Origin of the sequence: Ralstonia sp. OTU4908, from assembly GCF_038440115.1 — a bacterium.
Lineage (GTDB): Bacteria > Pseudomonadota > Gammaproteobacteria > Burkholderiales > Burkholderiaceae > Ralstonia > Ralstonia pickettii.
Genome location: NZ_JASATD010000010.1, coordinates 64462 through 83361 on the forward strand (window position 1 = coordinate 64462; position 18900 = coordinate 83361).

General features: G+C 64.2%; 20 protein-coding genes. 18 read left to right on the plus strand and 2 right to left on the minus strand.

The window, feature by feature from the left end; genetic code table 11:
• Positions 1 to 13 precede the first annotated feature (13 nt).
• The 16 genes from AAHM38_RS11225 (at position 14) to aceA (ending at position 14480) form a co-directional block, all read left to right on the plus strand.
• Entirely contained in the window at positions 14 to 853 is an 840-nt protein-coding gene (locus AAHM38_RS11225; RefSeq protein ID WP_009238296.1) for an ATP-binding cassette domain-containing protein, read from the plus strand.
• Positions 854 to 923: 70 nt separating this feature from the next.
• Positions 924 to 1139 (plus strand): TOBE domain-containing protein, encoded by a 216-nt coding sequence (locus AAHM38_RS11230; protein WP_004626558.1) that lies wholly within the window; start codon positions 924 to 926, stop codon positions 1137 to 1139.
• A 40-nt stretch (positions 1140 to 1179) separates the two neighbouring features.
• Positions 1180 to 2064 (plus strand): EAL domain-containing protein, encoded by an 885-nt coding sequence (locus AAHM38_RS11235; RefSeq protein ID WP_116575800.1) that lies wholly within the window; start codon positions 1180 to 1182, stop codon positions 2062 to 2064.
• A 10-nt stretch (positions 2065 to 2074) separates the two neighbouring features.
• Complete coding sequence (locus tag AAHM38_RS11240; protein ID WP_116575799.1) at positions 2075 to 2749, plus strand: RBBP9/YdeN family alpha/beta hydrolase; 675 nt, start codon at positions 2075 to 2077, stop codon at positions 2747 to 2749.
• Positions 2750 to 2866: 117 nt separating this feature from the next.
• Entirely contained in the window at positions 2867 to 3781 is a 915-nt protein-coding gene (gene cysT / locus AAHM38_RS11245) for a sulfate ABC transporter permease subunit CysT (protein ID WP_116575835.1), read from the plus strand.
• Position 3782: 1 nt separating this feature from the next.
• On the plus strand, positions 3783 to 4769 hold the full coding sequence (gene cysW, locus AAHM38_RS11250) for a sulfate ABC transporter permease subunit CysW (RefSeq protein WP_009238292.1): 987 nt from the start codon (positions 3783 to 3785) through the stop codon (positions 4767 to 4769).
• Positions 4766 to 5875: a sulfate/molybdate ABC transporter ATP-binding protein gene (locus AAHM38_RS11255; protein ID WP_116575798.1), complete on the plus strand. Its 1110-nt coding sequence runs from the start codon at positions 4766 to 4768 to the stop codon at positions 5873 to 5875. Before cysW ends, AAHM38_RS11255 begins: the two co-directional genes overlap by 4 nt.
• 41 nt (positions 5876 to 5916) lie before the next feature.
• Positions 5917 to 6876 carry a CysB family HTH-type transcriptional regulator gene (locus tag AAHM38_RS11260; RefSeq protein WP_009238290.1) on the plus strand — a complete coding sequence of 320 codons (960 nt, stop codon included), beginning with the start codon at positions 5917 to 5919 and terminating at the stop codon, positions 6874 to 6876.
• A 128-nt stretch (positions 6877 to 7004) separates the two neighbouring features.
• A complete protein-coding gene (locus tag AAHM38_RS11265) occupies positions 7005 to 7316 on the plus strand; it encodes a 2TM domain-containing protein (RefSeq protein ID WP_116575797.1) in 312 nt (103 codons plus the stop codon).
• A complete protein-coding gene (locus AAHM38_RS11270) occupies positions 7316 to 8578 on the plus strand; it encodes a sensor histidine kinase (protein ID WP_009238288.1) in 1263 nt (420 codons plus the stop codon). Before AAHM38_RS11265 ends, AAHM38_RS11270 begins: the two co-directional genes overlap by 1 nt.
• Before the next feature lie 3 nt (positions 8579 to 8581).
• On the plus strand, positions 8582 to 9415 hold the full coding sequence (locus tag AAHM38_RS11275; RefSeq protein ID WP_116575796.1) for a LytR/AlgR family response regulator transcription factor: 834 nt from the start codon (positions 8582 to 8584) through the stop codon (positions 9413 to 9415).
• A gap of 68 nt (positions 9416 to 9483) precedes the next feature.
• Positions 9484 to 11211 (plus strand): thiamine pyrophosphate-binding protein, encoded by a 1728-nt coding sequence (locus AAHM38_RS11280; protein WP_116575795.1) that lies wholly within the window; start codon positions 9484 to 9486, stop codon positions 11209 to 11211.
• Between the two features lie 46 nt (positions 11212 to 11257).
• A complete protein-coding gene (gene rraA, locus AAHM38_RS11285) occupies positions 11258 to 11755 on the plus strand; it encodes a ribonuclease E activity regulator RraA (RefSeq protein WP_009238285.1) in 498 nt (165 codons plus the stop codon).
• Positions 11752 to 12171, plus strand: a complete 420-nt coding sequence (locus tag AAHM38_RS11290; RefSeq protein ID WP_116575794.1) for a gamma-glutamylcyclotransferase family protein — start codon at positions 11752 to 11754, stop codon at positions 12169 to 12171. The genes rraA and AAHM38_RS11290 overlap by 4 nt, the downstream gene beginning before the upstream one ends.
• Before the next feature lie 344 nt (positions 12172 to 12515).
• Entirely contained in the window at positions 12516 to 12779 is a 264-nt protein-coding gene (locus AAHM38_RS11295) for a hypothetical protein (RefSeq protein ID WP_116575793.1), read from the plus strand.
• A 396-nt stretch (positions 12780 to 13175) separates the two neighbouring features.
• Positions 13176 to 14480, plus strand: coding sequence for an isocitrate lyase (gene aceA, locus AAHM38_RS11300; protein WP_004626576.1), 1305 nt, complete (start codon positions 13176 to 13178; stop codon positions 14478 to 14480).
• 167 nt (positions 14481 to 14647) lie between these two features.
• On the opposite strand, the gene AAHM38_RS11305 is transcribed toward aceA, so the two are convergent.
• Both AAHM38_RS11305 and AAHM38_RS11310 read right to left on the minus strand, forming a co-directional pair.
• Positions 14648 to 15082 carry a universal stress protein gene (locus AAHM38_RS11305; RefSeq protein WP_004626578.1) on the minus strand — a complete coding sequence of 145 codons (435 nt, stop codon included), beginning with the start codon at positions 15080 to 15082 and terminating at the stop codon, positions 14648 to 14650.
• Positions 15083 to 15166: 84 nt separating this feature from the next.
• A complete protein-coding gene (locus tag AAHM38_RS11310; RefSeq protein WP_116575792.1) occupies positions 15167 to 16096 on the minus strand; it encodes a LysR family transcriptional regulator in 930 nt (309 codons plus the stop codon).
• 218 nt (positions 16097 to 16314) lie between these two features.
• Here AAHM38_RS11310 and AAHM38_RS11315 point away from each other — a divergent pair, with 218 nt between their 5' ends.
• Positions 16315 to 17013 carry a haloacid dehalogenase type II gene (locus AAHM38_RS11315; protein WP_004626582.1) on the plus strand — a complete coding sequence of 233 codons (699 nt, stop codon included), beginning with the start codon at positions 16315 to 16317 and terminating at the stop codon, positions 17011 to 17013.
• 85 nt (positions 17014 to 17098) lie between these two features.
• Entirely contained in the window at positions 17099 to 18679 is a 1581-nt protein-coding gene (gene aceB, locus AAHM38_RS11320) for a malate synthase A (RefSeq protein ID WP_116575791.1), read from the plus strand.
• The last annotated feature ends 221 nt before the right edge of the window (positions 18680 to 18900 follow it).

Sequence of the window (18900 nt, forward strand, 5' to 3'; positions counted from 1 at the left end):
ATTGGAGAGACGTATGCAAAGCAACGCCACTGAACACGCCGCGCTGGCCGGTACCGCCTTGCACATCGAGCACGTCGTCAAACGCTATGGCGACCGTGAAGTGCTGCACGGCATCGATCTGGACATCACCCCGGGCGAGTTTGTCGTCATCGTCGGGCGCAGCGGCTGCGGCAAGAGCACGCTGCTGCGGTTGATTGCCGGGCTGGAAGGCATTGACGACGGCCACCTGCGTCGCGACGGTGAAGCCGAAGACGGCCTGCACGACGATGCCCGCGTGATGTTCCAGGACGCCCGTCTGTTGCCGTGGAAGAAAGTGCTCGACAACGTCGCGCTGGGCTTGCCGAAAACACAGCGTGCGCAAGCCGCTGAAGTGCTTGCGCAAGTCGGACTGGCCGAGCGGGCAGGGGAATGGCCGGCACGCCTGTCAGGCGGACAGCGCCAGCGCGTGGCATTGGCGCGTGCGCTGGTGCATCGGCCGCGCCTGCTGCTGCTGGACGAGCCGCTGGGCGCGCTCGATGCGCTGACCCGCATCGACATGCAGAACCTCATCGAAGGCCTGTGGCAACGCCTGGGCTTTACCGCCGTGCTCGTCACGCACGATGTGGCCGAAGCGGTGGCGCTGGCCGACCGTGTGGTGCTGATCGAAGACGGCCGCATTGCGCTGGATGAGCGCGTCGATCTGCCGCGTCCGCGCCATCGGGGTTCGCCCGCGTTTGCCCGGCTGGAAGAAGCGATCCTCAACCGCGTGATGCAACGCAAGAGCGATCCGGACGAACTGACCGATGTGCGTTCGCACACGGCGTGGGCATCACCCTTTGACGTGTCCGCCACATCCGTGCGCTGGGCCGTGTAAGGCGCTGCAAACCTTTCTCCTGAAAACATTCATTGGCACGTAGTGCCGTTGTCATCTAAGAAGGATCATCATGAGCATCCAAGCGATTAACGTACGCAACCAGTTTCGCGGGCAGATCAAAGAGATCATCCGGGGCGACGTGCTCTCGGAGATCGACGTGGAGACCCCGGCCGGCATCGTCACCTCGGTCATCACCACGCGCTCGGTCGACAGCCTCGGCCTGAAGATCGGCAGCGAAGTGGTGGCGCTGGTGAAGGCGACTGAAGTCTCGATCGCCAAACTGTAAGGACGGGGAGGAGACGGCGACCCGACAAGGAGCCTCACCCATGAGCCTGATGCACACCACAGCACTCGCACAATTTCTCGGTACGCTGCCGAGCGCGCCCGCGCCAGATCGCCACTTGTGGCGTGATGCCACGGGCCGCGTGCAGGGTCAGTTCTTCCACTGCGCGCTCACCAGCCTGTTCGAACCGGTCTGGCAGCTTGCCGCCGATGGCGCCTTGACCCCTGCGGGCCACGAAGCCCTGATGCGCACCTGGACGCGCGACGGCGATCTGGGCCTGAACCCGTGGAAGGTGTTTTCGCTGGCGTCGGATGACAGCACGCTGGTCGAACTGGACCGCCTGTGCCGGCTGGTGCATACGCTCAACTATTTCTCGCGCACCGATGCGGGGCGACTGGTCGTCAATGTGCATGGCCGGTTGCTGGCAGCGGTGGCGGCCGACCACGGCAAGGCATTCCACCGTGCGGTGACGGCGCTGGGGCTGCACCCGGAGCAATTCGTCATCCAGGTGCCGTCCACGGCCAATGACGATCTGGGGCTGCTGCTCTTTGTGGTCGACAACTACCGGCGCAACGGTTTTGCCGTGGCGGTGCAGGCATCGGACCCGGCGGAAGCTGGCGCGCTGCTCGTGCATGCCCGGCCCGCCTATCTGAAGCTCGATGCACGGCGCGACTGGCGTACACGAAACGTGGTGTCGCTGGCCGATTCCGCACGTGAGCTGGGCGTGACGCTGGCCTTGCGGCGTTGCGAGCGCTCAAGCGACCTGGAACTGGCACGCGCAGCGGGTATCACGTATGTGCAGGGCAGCATCCTGCCCGGCGCGGAATCGGAGCCGGAACCTGCGCCCACGCCACAGGTGGTGCCGATGGCGCAGGCCCCGCTGGTGCAACAGCAGCAAAGCGCCACCGGCCTTTCTCTGACGCAGTGAGCACGACCTCATGGCACGCAGCGCACCCGCAACCACATCGGACGCACCCGTCTGGCAATGGCCGGCAGACGCCGTCATCCTGACCGTTCCGGGTTTGCATGGCAGTGGCCCGGGTCACTGGCAGACACGGTGGGAGCAGCGCTTCCCGGCTTGGCGCCGGGTGGAGCAGACCGATTGGTCAACGCCCGACTTGCCGCGCTGGTCCGCCCGTGTAGGCGATGCGGTGCGAGCGGCGCTTGCTGAGCGTCCGCCCACGCGCATCAAGCGCCCTGTGATTCTGGTCGCGCACAGCTTTGGCTGCCTGGCATCGTTGCATTGGGCGGTGCAGACCAAGGAAGCCGTGGCAGCGGTGCTGCTCGTCGCGCCGGCCGATCCGGACAAATTTGGTGTGCGGGATCTGCTCCCGGGCCGCACGCTGCCGTTCCCGGCCACCCTTATCGCCAGTCGAAACGACCCCTGGATGCAGCAAGGCAGCGCCATCGACTGGGCCGCGCGGTGGGGCACCGAGTTCATTGACGCTGGCGAGGCCGGCCATATCAACGCAGATTCCAATCTCGGTGAATGGAACGACGGCTTGGCAGTGCTCGATCGCCTGATCGGCAGAGCAAGTGCACAGGACACCACCCGCGACGGCGCCGACTGGCAAGCGCAATGGGATGTCTTACCGAGCACCCCTTATATCTAAAACGATGATGCACATGCGCAAATATTCGTTTTCGTCATAAGAACAGTCCGCCACAATCGGTTCATCTGCAGATCGGCCGCAGTGTTGTGCGCTGCGGCCATTTTTATCGGTGCGCTGATGAGCCTGTCTTCCGCGTTTTTTTCCTCCAAGCGGCGTAAGCCCGCCAATGTGCTGCCCGGCTTCGGGCTCGCGCTGGGGTTTTCGCTGCTGTACCTCGCGCTGATCGTCCTGATCCCGCTGTCGGCAACGGTCCTCAAGACGTTCACCATGACGTGGGATGCGTTCTGGACGACCGTCACCGCGCCGCGCGTGGTGGCGTCGTACAAGCTGACGTTCGGGGCTTCGCTGATCGCCGCGGTGATCAACCTCGTGTTCGGGCTGATCGTGGCGTGGGTGCTGGTGCGCTATCGCTTTCCGGGCAAGCGGTTGATCGATGCGCTGGTCGACCTGCCGTTTGCGCTGCCGACTGCGGTGGCCGGCATTGCGCTCACCGCGTTGTACGCGCCGAATGGCTGGATCGGCTCGCGGCTGGAACCGCTGGGGCTGAAGGTCGCGTTCACACCGCTGGGCATCGTGGTGGCGCTGACGTTCATCGGCCTGCCGTTTGTCGTGCGCACGGTGCAGCCGGTGCTGGAAGATCTGGAGGCCGAACTGGAAGAGGCGGCAGCCAGCCTGGGCGCCACGCGCTGGCAGACCTTCACTCGCGTGATTCTGCCGACCTTGCTGCCCGCATTGCTGACCGGTTTCGCGTTGGCCTTTGCGCGTGCCACGGGCGAGTACGGCTCGGTCATCTTCATCGCCGGCAACATGCCGATGGTTTCCGAGATCACGCCGCTGATGATCTATTCCAAGCTGGAGCAATTCGATTACGCGGGCGCCACGGCCATTGCCGTCGTCATGCTCGGTATCTCGTTCACGCTGCTGCTGGTGATCAATCTGCTGCAAGCGTGGACGCGCCGCCGCGGCAATCGCAATGACGCCATCGAGCGTGCCCCCGAACCTTCCACCGCCCACGCGGCAGCTGGAGCCTGACATGGCCGGTACCGTTTCCCGTCAACTTGGTCAGGCGCCCGCTGTGGGCCGCCGTGGCGCGACGGCTGAATCCGCCTGGGTGCGGGTCACGCTGATTCTCGTTTCGTTCGTGTTCCTGGCATTGTTTTTGTTCGTGCCGCTGGCGAGCGTGTTTGTCGAGGCGTTCAAGAAGGGCGTCGACGTCTATCTCGAAGCGCTGGTGGAGCCCGATGCGCTTTCGGCCATCTACCTGACGTTGACCACCGCAGCGATTGCCGTGCCGCTGAACGTGGTATTTGGCGTGGCAGCGGCATGGGCGATCGCCAAGTTCGAGTTTCGCGGCAAGAACCTGCTGCTCACGCTGATCGACTTGCCGTTTTCGGTATCGCCCGTCATTGCCGGCCTGATTTATGTGCTGCTGTTCGGCGCGCAGGGATGGTTCGGGCCGTATCTGTCGGACCACGATTTCAAGGTCATCTTTGCCGTGCCCGGCATTGTGTTGGCCACCGTGTTCGTTACGTTTCCGTTTGTGGCGCGCGAGCTGATTCCGCTCATGCAGGCGCAGGGCAGCGAAGAGGAAGAGGCGGCAATCGTGCTCGGCGCTTCGGGCTGGCAGACGTTCTTTCGCGTGACGCTGCCGAACATCAAGTGGGGCTTGCTGTACGGCGTGATCCTCTGCAACGCGCGGGCGATGGGCGAGTTTGGCGCGGTGTCGGTGGTGTCGGGCCACATTCGCGGGCTGACCAACACGATGCCGCTGCACGTGGAAATTCTCTACAACGAATACAACTTCGCGGCCGCGTTTGCCGTGGCGTCGTTGCTGACGTTGCTGGCGCTCGTGACGCTGGCGCTGAAGACGCTGGTCGAATGGCGCAGCCGCCGCGAGCTGGCTGATGCAGATGCCGGCGTGGGCGAAGGCCCCGGTGCACGCGTCGCAGCGTCCTCGTCATCGTCGAATCCGAATTCGCACATCTCCGTGCAATCTCCGCTCGAAGGGAGCGCAGCATGAGCATCCAGGTTCAACACATCACCAAGCGCTTCGGCAACTTCGTTGCCCTCAACGATGTTTCGCTCGACTTCAAGCAGGGCGAACTGACTGCGCTGCTGGGCCCGTCGGGCTGCGGCAAGACCACGCTGCTGCGCATCATCGCGGGCCTGGAGCATGCCGATTCGGGCAGCATTCATCTGAATGGTGAAGACGCATCGGACCAGCATGTGCGCGAGCGCCAGGTCGGCTTCGTGTTTCAGCACTACGCGCTGTTCAAGCACATGACGGTGTTCGAGAACGTGGCGTTCGGCCTGCGTGTGAAACCGCGTGCGCAGCGGCCGAGCGAAGCGCAGATCCGCGCCAAGGTGAAGGAGCTGCTGGAACTCGTGCAGCTGGATTGGCTGGCCGATCGTTACCCGCCGCAGCTGTCTGGCGGGCAGCGTCAGCGGATTGCCCTGGCGCGTGCGCTGGCGGTGGAGCCGCGCGTGCTGCTGCTCGACGAACCCTTCGGCGCGCTCGATGCCAAGGTGCGCAAGGAGCTGCGCCGCTGGCTGCGCCGCCTGCACGACGATCTGCATGTCACGAGCCTGTTCGTCACGCACGACCAGGAGGAAGCGCTGGAAGTGGCCGACAACGTGGTGCTGATGAACCGCGGCCAGGTGGAGCAGGTCGGCAGCCCCGCCGCGGTCTACAACACGCCAGCCACGCCGTTTGTCTATGGCTTCCTCGGTAACGTGAACCTGTTCCACGGGCGCCTGGAGGAAAGCGAGGGCGGCAGCGTGCTGCACGTGGGCGATTCGGCCATCGCCGTGCCGTCAGGCGGGGTGGATTCGTCCCGCGCCGATCAGGCGGTGGCTTTCGTGCGCCCGCACGAGATCGACCTGGAGCGCTATGCGCCGGGCGCCGAGGGCATTCCCGTGACGCTGCGCCGTGCGCTCACGCTGGGCGCCATCGCACAGCTTGAGCTGGAGCGCGAAGACACCGACGACATCATCGAAGTCTCCCTGCCCATCGAGCGCTTCCGCGCCGAGGGTTTCCGTGAAGGCGAAACGCTGGTGGTGCGCCCGCGCGCGATCCGTGTGTTCGCGCAAGGCAATGCACGGCCCGTCGCGCAAGCCGCCGTGTAACACGACGCTCCGACGACAACCAATACGAGAGGACACGAGCCATGAATTTCCAGCAACTGCGTTCCATCCGCGAGGCGGTGCGCCGCCAGTTCAACCTGACTGAAGTTGCCAACGCGCTGTACACGTCGCAGCCCGGCGTGTCGCGGCAGATTCGCGAGCTGGAGGATGAACTTGGCGTGGAGATTTTCGAGCGGTACGGCAAGCGTTTGACGGGCCTGACCGAACCGGGCCGCGAGATCGTCCGCATTGTCGAGCGCCTGCTGCTCGAGGCCGAAAACCTGCGCCAGGCCGGCGAGGAATTCTCCGGCCGGCAATCCGGCCGCCTGACCGTGGCGACGACGCACACGCAGGCACGCTATGCGCTGCCGAAGGTGGTGCAGTCGTTCCGCAAGGAATACCCGCACGTCACGCTGGCGCTGCAGGAGGCGTCGCCTTCGCACATCGTCGAGCTGTTGCTGACCGGGCAGGCCGATATCGGCATCGCCACCGAGGCCGTGGCCAACGAGCCGGGGCTGACGTCGTTCGAGGCATACCGCTGGCGTCACGTGCTGGTGGTCAGCCCGGATCATCCGCTGACGAAGAATCCGCTCCCGACGTTGGAAGACGTGGCGCAGTATCCGCTCATCACGTACGACGCGGGCTTCACGGGCCGACGCAACATCGACGCGGCATTTGCCAGCGCGGGCCTGCATCCCGAGATCGTGCTGACCGCCATGGACGCCGACGTGATCAAGACCTACGTGGCGCTGGACGTGGGCGTGGGCATCATCGCGTCGATGGCGTATGACGGACGCAAGGACGACAACCTTGTCTGCATCGGCGCGGACCATCTGTTCGAGCCGAATACCACGCGTGTGGCGGTGCGCCGTGGCGCGTACCTGCGTGGCTATGCGCATGACTTCATCGGGATGTTTGCGCCGCATCTGTCGCGCGAAACGGTAGCGGAGGCCGTGGCTTCGACGGTGGTGTCGCAGTCGGTGCGAGAGGTGCTGGCGGCGTAATCCTCCCGCCCTCGGGGCCGGCTGCGCGCCGTTCATCCGTCCAATCGCACCATTCGTCGCATCCGGATGGCGCCTGCCCAGGCGCCGTTCCTATACTGCGGACATCCTCGGTTCCACAAGAGACCGCCATGTCCGCCGTGCCCTATACGCAAACTTCCCCATCCGTCGAGTCTGACGACGCTCTGCTGCGCCGCGCACGCCACCGCGCCGGCGCGCGCCTGGGGTTCCGCATTCATCTGCTGGCGTTTCTGGCCGTGAACGCCGGGCTGGCGGTGATTGCGCTGTCACGCGGGCAATTCTGGTTTGTGTGGCCGCTGCTGGGCTGGGGCCTGGGCCTGGCCGCACACGGCCTGAGCCTGGCCTGGAGCCAGGGCAACGGTTACCAGCGTATGGTCGACCAGGAACTCGCCCGTTTGCGCGAGCAGGCCGGCCGCCGGTGATGCGGGAAACCCCACGCTTCAACGCCGGAGGACCGTCCGGTAAGATCGCCCGCATGTTCGCCAATGTGTCGTTCCCTTCGCTTGCCGATTGCCTGCGCCTGGTCCGGCGCTGGGTGATCCGCTACGCCGTCATCATCGTCATCAATACGCTGATTGCGGCGGTGCTTGCGTTCGGCATCCGGCCGGAAGAGACGTTCTGGAAAGACTTCATCTTCAGCCAGGCAATCGGGCTGTCGATGTTCTCGCTGATCGGCATCCCGCGCCACGTGCTGTGGGGAGACGGCCCGCCCAACAAGAAGATGTTTCCGTGGATCGTCGTGGGCGCAGTGCTGATCGGCGTGCCGCTGGGGCAGTGGATCGCGCGGACGATCCTGTGCCTGAACAACCCCAACGCGGAACCCTGGCGCGCCGACAGCCTGCGCATGAGCTTCATCATCGCCATGCTTGCCGCGCTCGGGGCAACGTATTACTACTGGTCGCGCGGCAAGCTGGCCGCATTGCAGCGCCAGGCTGCGCTCGATGCGCTGGAGCGGGAAGAAGCCGAGAAGCAGATGGTGCGTGCGCAACTGATGGCGCTGCAGGCGCAGATCGAACCGCACTTCCTGTTCAACTCGCTTGCGCACGTCGATGTGCTGATTGCGCGCGACCCGGCCGGCGCGCGGCGTCTGCTGCAGCATTTGATCGGCTTTCTGCGCAGCTCGCTCTCGCACGCACGTGCCGAGCAGTGCACGCTAGCGCAGGAATTTGCGCTGCTGCGCGCGTATCTCGACATCCAGGCGCTACGCTTCGGCAATCGCCTGCGTTTTTCATTGGCGCTGGACGATGCCATCGCCAACATCGTCATCCCGCCGATGCTGATTCAGCCGCTGGTGGAAAACGCCGTGGTGCACGGTATCGAGCCCGCACGCGAGGGCGGCGAGATCGCCTTGTCTGCGCGCCTGGCGGCCGGCAGCGAGGGCGAGCGGCTCGTGCTGGAAGTGCGCGATACGGGTATCGGCTTCGGCAACGATGGCACCAAGGGATCGGGGCTGGGCCTCACCCACGTGCGTGAACGCCTGTCGCGCTTGTTTGATGGCGATGCACGCCTGACGATCACGGAGACCGTTCCGCACGGCGTGACGATCATTGTCGAGCTGCCGTTGGCGCACGAAACCGCACGCGCGCCGTCCCAGCCCGACGCGCCGGAATGGCGTTGCCGCTTCTCCCGCTCAACCGCCAACGCCACCGGCGCGCTTTCTTCGCGCGCGTCCGCCGGAGCCTGACCGATGCCTGCTTCCCCCCGCGTGCTCATCGCCGACGACGAACCCGCACTGGCTGAAAACCTCGTCGCTGAACTGGCGGCGCTATGGCCCGAGGCCACGTTGCTGCCGGCCGTGCACGACGGTCAATCCGCTCTCGACGTGATTGACGACGCGGCCGACGGGCAGGCGCCCGATGTGGTCTTTCTCGATATCCGCATGCCGGGGTTGTCGGGCATTGACGTGGCGCGCGAGCTATCGCAGCGGGATGTGCGTCCGCTGGTGGTGTTCGTCACCGCGTATGACCAGTTCGCGCTCGATGCCTTCGAGCAGGCCGCGGTCGACTACGTGCTCAAGCCCGTGCAGACCGAGCGCCTGGCCGAGACCGTCAAGCGGCTGAAGGACCGGCTCGGCACGCGCCCGAACGGCAACGCCGACGCCCTTGCCACGAACCCCGCGCAGACGCTGGCGGAACTCGTCGAGCGCCTTGCCGGCCTGCAGGGCGCTGCCCAAACCCGAGCCACGCCGCAGGGCGGCTATCTGCGCTTCATCAAGGCGCTGGTCGGGCAGGAGGTGCGCTTTATCCCCGTGGATGACGTGATCTATCTGGAAGCGACCGACAAGTACGTCAACGTGGTGGCGGGCAGCGGCGAATCGCTCATTCGCACCAGCCTGCGCGACTTGCTGACCCAGCTCGACCCCGAGCACTTCTGGCAGGTGCACCGCGGTACGGTGGTCAACGTGGCGCATGTGTCGAGCGCCGTGCATCTGTCGCTGGGCCGTCTGGGGCTGAAAATCCGCGGACGCACCGAGACGCTGCCCGTCGCGCGGCAATACGCACATTTGTTCCGCCAGATGTAGTCGCCGCGGCGGCGCGTTCCGCTATGATCCATTGTGTCGTCAACGGATCGAGAGCGCGAGCACCCGCCATGGAGACACCAGCCGCACGCCCTGCCAGCCTTGTCGTTGAGCCCCGCCACGGCGGCCAGATCCTTGTGGATGCACTGCTGGCCCACGGCGTCGACATGGCCTTCGGCGTGCCCGGCGAGAGCTACCTGTCGGTGCTCGAAGGCTTCTACCAGCGCCGCGACCGCGCCCGCTTCATCGTCTGCCGGCAAGAGGGCGGCGCGGCCAACATGGCGGATGCGTACGGCAAGCTCACCGGGCGCCCCGGCATCGTCTTCTGCACGCGCGGGCCGGGCGCCACCAACGCCAGCATTGGCGTACACACTGCGTTTCAAGACTCCACGCCGCTGATCCTGTTTATCGGGCAGGTCGGCCGCGATTTCGTCGACCGCGAAGCATTTCAGGAAATCGACTACCGCCGCATGTTCGGCCAGATGGCCAAGTGGGTCGCGCAGATCGATAGCGTCGAACGCATCCCCGAATACATCGCACGCGCCTTCCAGACTGCCACCGCCGGGCGTCCCGGCCCCGTGGTGCTGGCGTTGCCCGAAGACATGCTGACCGACGTTGCGACCGTGCCGGATGTGCCGCCCGAGTTTGCAACGAAAGCTCGCGTGATGGCTTGGCCCGGCCCGCGTGATCTTGCCCAACTGAAGACGCTGCTGCAGGACGCCGAGCGCCCGATGCTGCTGCTGGGCGGTTCCGGCTGGACGCCGCAAGCCGCCGCCCGCATGCAGGCCTTTGCCGAGCGCTGGAATCTGCCCGCAGGCTGCGTGTTCCGTCGGCAAGACCTGTTCGACAACCGCCACCCGAATTACGCCGGTGATGTCGGTATCGCCATCAATCCGAAGCTGGCGGCGCGCGTGAAAGACGCCGACGTCGTGCTCGCCATCGGCACACGCCTGGGCGAGATGACGACCTCGGGCTACACGCTCTTCGATGTGCCCCGCCCGAAGCAGACGCTCGTCCACGTGCATGCCGGCGCGGAAGAGTTGGGGCGTATCTACCAGGCCGATCTGATGATCCACGCCTCGATGCCGGCGATTGCCGAGGCGCTGGATGGCGTGTCGCCGGATGCGCCGCCGCGTTGGTCCGCCTGGACAGAAGCCGCCAACGCCGACTACCGCGCCAACATCGCGCCGCCGCCGTTCGGTGGCAAGGGCATCGACATGGCCCGCGCCATGCAGTGGCTGCGCGAGCGCCTGCCGCAGAACAGCATCCTGACCAACGGCGCAGGCAACTACGCCACGTGGCTGCATCGCTTCTACCAATATGGCCCGCTGGCGGCCGGCTCGCGTACGCAGCTTGCGCCAACCAGCGGGGCGATGGGTTACGGCGCGCCGGCTGCGGTGGCGGCCAAGATCGTCTGCCCCGACACGCCCGTCATCTGCATGGCTGGCGACGGCTGCTTCCTGATGAACGGCCAGGAGCTGGCGACCGCCATGCAGTACAACGCGCCGGTGATCTTTATCGTGGTCAACAACGGCATGTACGGCACCATCCGCATGCACCAGGAGCGCGAGTATCCCGAGCACGTCAGCGGTACGGAGCTGCGCAACCCGGACTTCGCCGCGCTAGCGAGAGCCTACGGCGCTGAAGGGCACACGGTGCGCTCGCTCGAAGGCTTCCAGTCGGCGGTGGAGGCCGCGTTGACGGCAAGCGTTGCCACCGTCATCGAAGTGCAGACCGATCCGAACATCATCAGCCCACGCGCGACGATCGATTCGTTGCGCGCGCAGTCACGCAGTTGATTCCGCTTTCATTTTTCGTTTTCGCCAACGCCATTCACCCATTGCCATGACGATGATTCCTGTAACCGACCTGTGCGACATGCACGAAGACAAGCTGGTGTACGGCAGCCTGCGTGTGCTCGCGCCGGTGTTCCGCAGCTTTGGCAAGCGCGCTGCATTTGCCGGCCCGGCTTCCACGCTCAAGGTGTTTGAAGACAACGGCCTGGTACGCGCCGCCCTGGAAGAGCAGGGCGCGGGCCGCGTGCTGGTGATCGATGGCGGCGGCTCTTTGCGCTGCGCCCTGGTGGGCGGCAACCTGGGCAAGCTGGCAGAAGAGAACGGTTGGGAAGGCATTCTGCTCAACGGTTGCGTGCGCGATACGCGCGAGCTGGCCGAATGCAACGTCGGCATCCACGCCCTGGCCGTGCACCCGCGCAAGAGCATCAAGAAGAACGCCGGGCAGCGCGAAGTCGGCGTGCAGATGCCGGGCGCGTACATCCAGTCTGGCGAGTGGATCTATGCCGACGAAGACGGCGTGCTCGTTTCGCAGGACATGCTCGAATGACCCGCGCCAATGCCATCCACGTGTTCGTCTACGGCACGCTGCGGGCCGGTGAGGCGAATGATTTGCGCGTTGCCGCGGCCAGGCGCGGCATTCCCGAACCGGAGCTGCTCGGTATCGCCACGTTGCACGGCCGTCTGTACGACTTTGGTGCGTACCCCGGCCTCGTGCTGGACCCGACCGGCACCGCCGTACGTGGCGATGTATATCGCATCGATGCGGCGCTCGTTCCGGTGCTGGACGAGATCGAAGAGGTCTACCCCGGTGGGGACGCGCTGTTCCTGCGCGAGAACCACCCCGTCATGCTGGGCAGCGAACCGGTCGACTGCATTGTCTATCCGGTCAGTCCGCAGCACATTGCCGGGCGCCCCGTCATCACGGGCGGGGATTGGGTGGCGCATCGCTTGTCTCGAGGCTGATTCCGATTTGGAGGGGGAGGGGCGCACGATATAATTCGCGCGCTGTTTATTCGAGCAGCCGGGTTTAGCAGCCCACCAGATGTGCCATCTAGACGGACAATGTCCGGTGCTTGCGCACGCCTATGCTTCATGGCGGGCCGGGCGGTGAGACCTTCGGGTCTGCCGGTTTCTAGATGGCCGGTCTGCTAACGCCGTCGTCAGGCCCGCCACCCTCGTTTAGCAGCGAACGGCTGGCCTCTTCATCTAGGAGACGTCATGTCTATCGCATCAAGCGGGCATCGCCCCGCGTCTTATCCCCCCCCACCGTCTTGCATCCCCAGGCATCCGCTTTACGGAGGTGCACGTTGAACGCGCTACGGCACTACCAATCGGGCGCCCTCGCTGCCAAGGATTTTCTTTGCCGTACGCACATTGATACGCGTGCCGGCCGGCCCTTTGTGGCCATGCGCTTACGCTCGAAAATCGACGGCGTCACGCATGCACTGCCGCGCGAGTTTCGGGCCGGTTTCATCGATGCGATTTATCTGTTCGTAACAGCGGCCCTGCGGGGCAAGGCGCCGGATCTTCTGCAATGGGATGTGTTGGCGGACTTAGAGCGCCCGTCCTGAGCGCACACGCGATCATCGCCATCCTGAACGCCGCATCTGCGGCGTTTTTTTTGTGGCACCGCGATGTGATGGAGAGATCTCCACGATTTTTCATAATGCGGAAAGGGGTTTTGGTCCGCAAAAATTCGCACCGCGCGGCACCATCTCTGCCTTTCATGATAGAAAAAATCTTTCCGCATCATGAAATATTGTTGGTAAGTACTTGAAAAACAACAGATAAAAACTTCCGCCTGCACACATGTTCTCCTTGTTGCGCTGCACCCGCCCTTTCTACACTCTTATATAAGACATATGACTTGAGCCAACCAGCAGCGCCCCAAGAAGGCGCCAGCGGCTCAAGGCGCAGAGTGAGATACCGGTTTTTATTTGATGGATGCGATCAAACAGGAGAGTGCGATGTCACGCGAACTCGAAGTGCAAAAGCTGCAGAAGGAATGGGATACCAACCCGCGTTGGAAGGGCATCAAGCGTGGTTACACCGCTGAAGATGTCGTGCGCCTGCGTGGTTCGCTGCAGATCGAACATACGCTGGCCAAGCGTGGTGCCGAAAAGCTGTGGAACCTGATCAACAACGAACCCTTCGTCAACGCTCTGGGCGCACTGACGGGCAACCAGGCCATGCAGCAGGTCAAGGCCGGATTGAAGGCGATCTATCTGTCGGGCTGGCAGGTCGCGGGTGATGCCAACAGCAACGGCGAGATGTATCCGGACCAGTCGCTGTATTCGGTGGACTCGGTGCCCAAGGTCGTCAAGAAGATCAACAACACGTTCCAGCGCGCTGACCAGATCCAGTGGTCGGAAGGCAAGGACGACATCGACTTCTTCGCCCCGATCGTGGCCGATGCAGAAGCCGGTTTCGGCGGCGTGCTGAACGCGTTCGAACTGATGAAGGCCATGATCGAGGCCGGTGCGGCCGGCGTGCACTTTGAGGACCAGTTGGCCGCCGTGAAGAAGTGCGGCCACATGGGCGGCAAGGTGCTGGTGCCGACCCGCGAAGCCGTGAGCAAGCTCGTGGCCGCGCGTCTGGCTGCCGACGTGATGGGCGTGCCGACCGTGCTGATCGCCCGCACCGACGCTGAAGCTGCTGACCTGCTGACCACGGATGTGGACGAGAACGACAAGCCGTTCTGCACCGGCGAGCGCACCGTTGAAGGCTTCTACCGCACCAAGCCGGGTCTGCAGCAGGCCATCTCCCGTGGGTTGGCGTATGCGGAAGTGGCCGACCTCGTGTGGTGCGAAACCGGCAAGCCGGATCTGGAATACGCCAAGAAGTTTGCCGAAGCCATCCACGCCAAGTTCCCGGGCAAGATGCTGGCTTACAACTGCTCGCCGTCGTTCAACTGGAAGAAGAACCTGGACGACGTGACGATCGCCCGATTCCAGAAGGAACTCGGCGCAATGGGCTACAAGTTCCAGTTCATCACGCTGGCCGGTTTCCATGCCCTGAACTACTCGATGTTCAACCTGGCGTACGGCTATGCCCGCAACCAGATGAGCGCTTTCGTGGAGCTGCAAGAGGCTGAATTCAAGGCGGCAGAAAAGGGCTTCACCGCGGTGAAGCACCAGCGCGAAGTCGGCACGGGCTACTTCGATGCCGTGACGCAGACCATCGAGCGCGAGGCGTCGACCACGGCGCTCAAGGGCTCGACCGAAGACGAACAATTCTTCGAAGAAACGGCGCAAGCCAAGAAGGTTGCCTGAGGCCGCCGACGCATCCGGCACCCAGGTATCCGGGCCGGCCGTGCTGACCACACGCCGGCCTCTCAAACCGCGCTCCCTCAACGGCGCGGTTTTTTTTCGTCTTGGCCGACCGAAAAAGAGAAGCCGCCCGGGGCGGGGCGGCTTGCGTAGCGGGAGCGCCGCAGGCTTCAGCGATAGACGATCACCGGAATCTCGGTATGCGTCAGCACCTTCTGCGTTTCGCTGCCGAGCAGCAGCCCGGCCAACCCGCGCCGGCCGTGCGAGGCCATGAAGATGACGTCGCAGCCATGGCGTTCGGCCGCGTCGATGATGCCCATGTACGGGACGGCGAAGCAGCTCATGTCGGTGTCGCAGCGGATGCCGGCGCTAACGGCGGCGTCCTCCACGTCCTTGAGCACCACGCGGGCCTGCGCTTCGACCCGCTCCTTGAACGCTTGCGGTGTCTCCACGACGATCTCGGAAAATGGCGTGTAGGGGTATTCCTCAAGGCAGGTGTAGGCCGTCAGGCGCGCGCCCAACGTCTTGGCAAAGTCGAGCGCCCCTGCCACCGCCTTGCGCGACAGCTCGGAACCATCGGTCGGGATGAGGATGTGCTGGAACATGCGGCCTCCTGAGGTGGGATGCGGGAAGACGTTCTTGTCTTGATTGTAGGCCGCATGCGGCGTTTCACCCACTCGGGGTGATTGCTAATCCATCCCGATCAAGGCGTCCGCCCGGCGCCAGTAGGCCGGGTTGCCGTAGGTGTTCTTGAGGAAATCGATGAACAGACGCACGCGCAGCGGCAGGTGCTTGCGCTGTGGAAACACCGCATGGATGCCAATCGGCGGCGCTTCAAAGGCATCGAGCACCGTGACCAGCTTGCCCGTGGCAATGTCGTGTCCGACCTCCCACCACGAGCGCCACGCCAGGCCATAGCCTTGCAGGCACCACTCGCGCAGCACGGCGCCGTCGGTGCATTCCATCGTGCCCGACACCTTGACGGTGACGGCCTTGCCGCCTTGCTGGAAGACCCAGCCGCGCTGCACGTTGGCACTGGCGCCAAAGGCCAGGCAGTTGTGCGTCGAAAGCTGCTCCACCTGCGTCGGAACGCCACGGCGCTCCAGGTACGACGGCGCAGCCACCACCACGCGGCGGTTTTCCCACAGGCGGATCGAAACGAGGCTGGAATCGGGCAGGTCACCCAGGCGGATCGCGCAATCGAAGCCTTCGTTGACGAGGTCGACGACGCGGTCGCCCAAGTCCAGCGTCATCGAGACATCCGGATGTGCCTCAATGAAGTCCGGCACCATCGGCGCGACATGGCGGCGGCCAAAGCCGGCGGGGGCCGTTACGCGCAGGTGCCCGCTCGCTTTCACGCCGCCGGCCGAGACGCTGGCCTCGGCGTTGTGCAGGTCATTGAGAATGCGTTGGCAATCTTCGAGGAACGCCGAGCCCTCGAACGTGAGGGTGATGCGCCGCGTGGTGCGCACGAGCAGCTTCACGCCCAGGCGCTCCTCCAGCGCGTCGATGCGGCGCCCGATGATGGCAGGCGCCACGCCCTCAGCGGCGGCGGCGGCGGACAAGCTGCCGCGTGTGGCGACGGCGACAAAGGTTTCGAGCTGCTTGAAATGATCCATGCCTAATGTATACCGTGGCAACCGGGGCCTGCGGGATTGTGACGAATATAAAGGTTATCACTCGTCATTCCATCGGTAAAAGTTAAAGATCAAGTGACCAATGCCGTCTTTGTGCGGTGCGTCAGCTTTTCTACAATGGCCCTCGTTGCGAAGGTCGGCAAGGCGTTCTGCGTAATGGAACGTTCGAGCGCGTGGCCTTCGGGTCCGTGGAGCTTCTGATGCGTTCGATTCGCGCAGTGGTGTTTGATGCCTATGGCACGTTGTTCGACGTGTATTCCGTGGCCGCGCGCGCCGAGCAACTGTTTGCCGGCAAGGGCGAAGCACTGTCGGTGCTGTGGCGCGACAAGCAGATCGACTACACGCGCATCCGCTCGCTGGCCGGCCCCTCGGGTGAACACTACAAGCCGTTCTGGGACATCACCGTCGATGCGCTGCGCTATGCGGCGGCACGCCTGGGCGTAGAGCTTTCCGCCCATGACGAAGCCACGCTTATGCGCGAATATGCGTGCCTGTCGGCGTTTCCCGAGAACGTGCCCGCGCTGCGCCGCCTGCGTGAGATGGGCTTGCCGCTGGGCATCCTCTCCAACGGCAACCCGCAGATGCTCGACATTGCCGTGAAGAGTGCCGGCATGTCCGGGCTGTTCGATCACGTGCTGTCGGTCGACGCGGTCAAGCTCTACAAGACCGCGCCGCAGGCCTATGCGCTGGCGCCCCAAGCGTTTGGTGTGCCGGCGGAACAGATTCTGTTTGTCTCGTCCAATGGCTGGGATGCCTGCGGCGCGACGTGGTACGGCTTCACAACGTTCTGGATCAACCGCCTGGGGCATCCGCCCGAGGCACTCGACGTGGCGCCTACCGCGGCCGGCCACGATATGCGCGATCTGCTGCAGTTCGTGCAGGCAACACAAGCGACGTAAGGCATTGCATTGAATCGGCCCAGCCATAGGGCCAAAGTAAGACCAAAGCGCGTTCAACCCTCACATCATCCTCTGGAGAACAACCATGGCGCTCACGCTGCCCCAAGGCATGGAGATCAAGGCTGAGATTCTGCCGGCCTACGAAGACATTCTGACCCCCGAAGCACTGGCGCTGGTCGCCAAGCTGCACCGTGCCTTCCAGCCGCGTCGTAAAGAGCTGCTGGCTGCCCGTGTCGAGCGCGCCAAGCGCCTGGACGCCGGTGAGCGCCCGGATTTCCTGCCGGAAACCAAGGCCGTGCGTGAAGGCGACTGGAAGGTTGCTCCGATCCCGCCGGCACTGCATTGCCGCCGCGTGGAAATCACCGGCCCGGTCGATGCCAAGATGGTCATCAACGCGTTCAACTCGGGCGCGGACAGCTACATGACCGACTTCGAAGATTCGAATTCGCCGAGCTGGCACAACCAGATCCAGGGCCAGGTCAACCTGAAGGCCGCCATCCGCCGCACGCTCACGCTGGAGCAGAACGGCAAGACCTACAAGCTCAACGACAAGATCGCCACGCTGCAGGTGCGTCCGCGCGGCTGGCATCTGGACGAGAAGCATGTGCTGATCGACGGCGAGCGCGTGTCCGGCGGCATCTTCGACTTTGCGCTGTTCTTCTTCCACAACGCAAAGGAGCAGATTGCTCGCGGCGCCGGCCCGTTCTTCTATCTGCCGAAGATGGAAAGCCATCTGGAAGCGCGTCTGTGGAACGACATCTTCGTGATGGCGCAGGACGAGATCGGCCTGCCGCAGGGCACGATCAAGGCCACCGTGCTGATCGAAACCATCCTCGCCGCGTTCGAGATGGAAGAAATCCTGTACGAACTGCGCGAGCACAGCGCAGGCCTGAACGCCGGCCGTTGGGACTACATCTTCTCGTGCATCAAGAAGTTCAAGGTCGACAAGAACTTCTGCCTGGCCGACCGCGCCAAGGTGACGATGACCTCGCCGTTCATGCGCGCCTACGCGCTGCTGCTGCTCAAGACCTGCCACAAGCGCGGTGCGCCCGCAATCGGCGGCATGAGCGCGCTGATCCCGATCAAGAACGATCCGGAGAAGAACGCCATCGCCATGGCCGGCATCATCAACGACAAGAAGCGCGACGCGACCGACGGCTACGACGGCGGCTGGGTGGCGCACCCGGGCCTGGTCGAGCCGGCCATGAAGGAATTCGTGGCAGTGCTGGGCGAGAAGCCGAACCAGTTCGAGAAGCAACGCCCGGACGTGGAAGTGAAGGCTGCGGACCTGCTGGACTTCCAGCCGGAAACGCCGATCACCGAAGGTGGCCTGCGCATGAACATCAACGTCGGCATCCACTACCTGGGTGCCTGGCTGGCCGGCAACGGTTGCGTGCCTATCCACAACTTGATGGAAGATGCCGCCACGGCGGAAATCTCCCGCTCCCAGGTGTGGCAGTGGATCCGCTCGCCGAAGGGCAAGCTGGAAGACGGCACCAAGGTCACGGCTGAACTGGTGCGCAAGCTGATCCCGGAAGAATTGGCCAAGGTGAAGGAGACGGGCGCGGTGGGCCACTTTGACCGCGCTGCAGAAATCTTCGAACAGATGTCGACGTCGGAAGACTTTGCCGAATTCCTGACACTGCCGCTGTACGAAGAAATCTAAAAAAATCGCTCACGGTCCTACTGCGCGGCCCGATCTTGGCCCTGCGATGCTCGCCGTACCCATGTACGGCTGCGCTTCTCGCGCCAACCTCGGGTCGCTCGCTACGGACCGTGAACGATTTTTAAGCGACGCTTAAAGCGCGCAACGGAAACGCCGGCTGGGGCAACCCGCCGGCGTTTTTTCATTTGGCGAAGGCAGGCGAAGCCGCGCGATAATGTCAC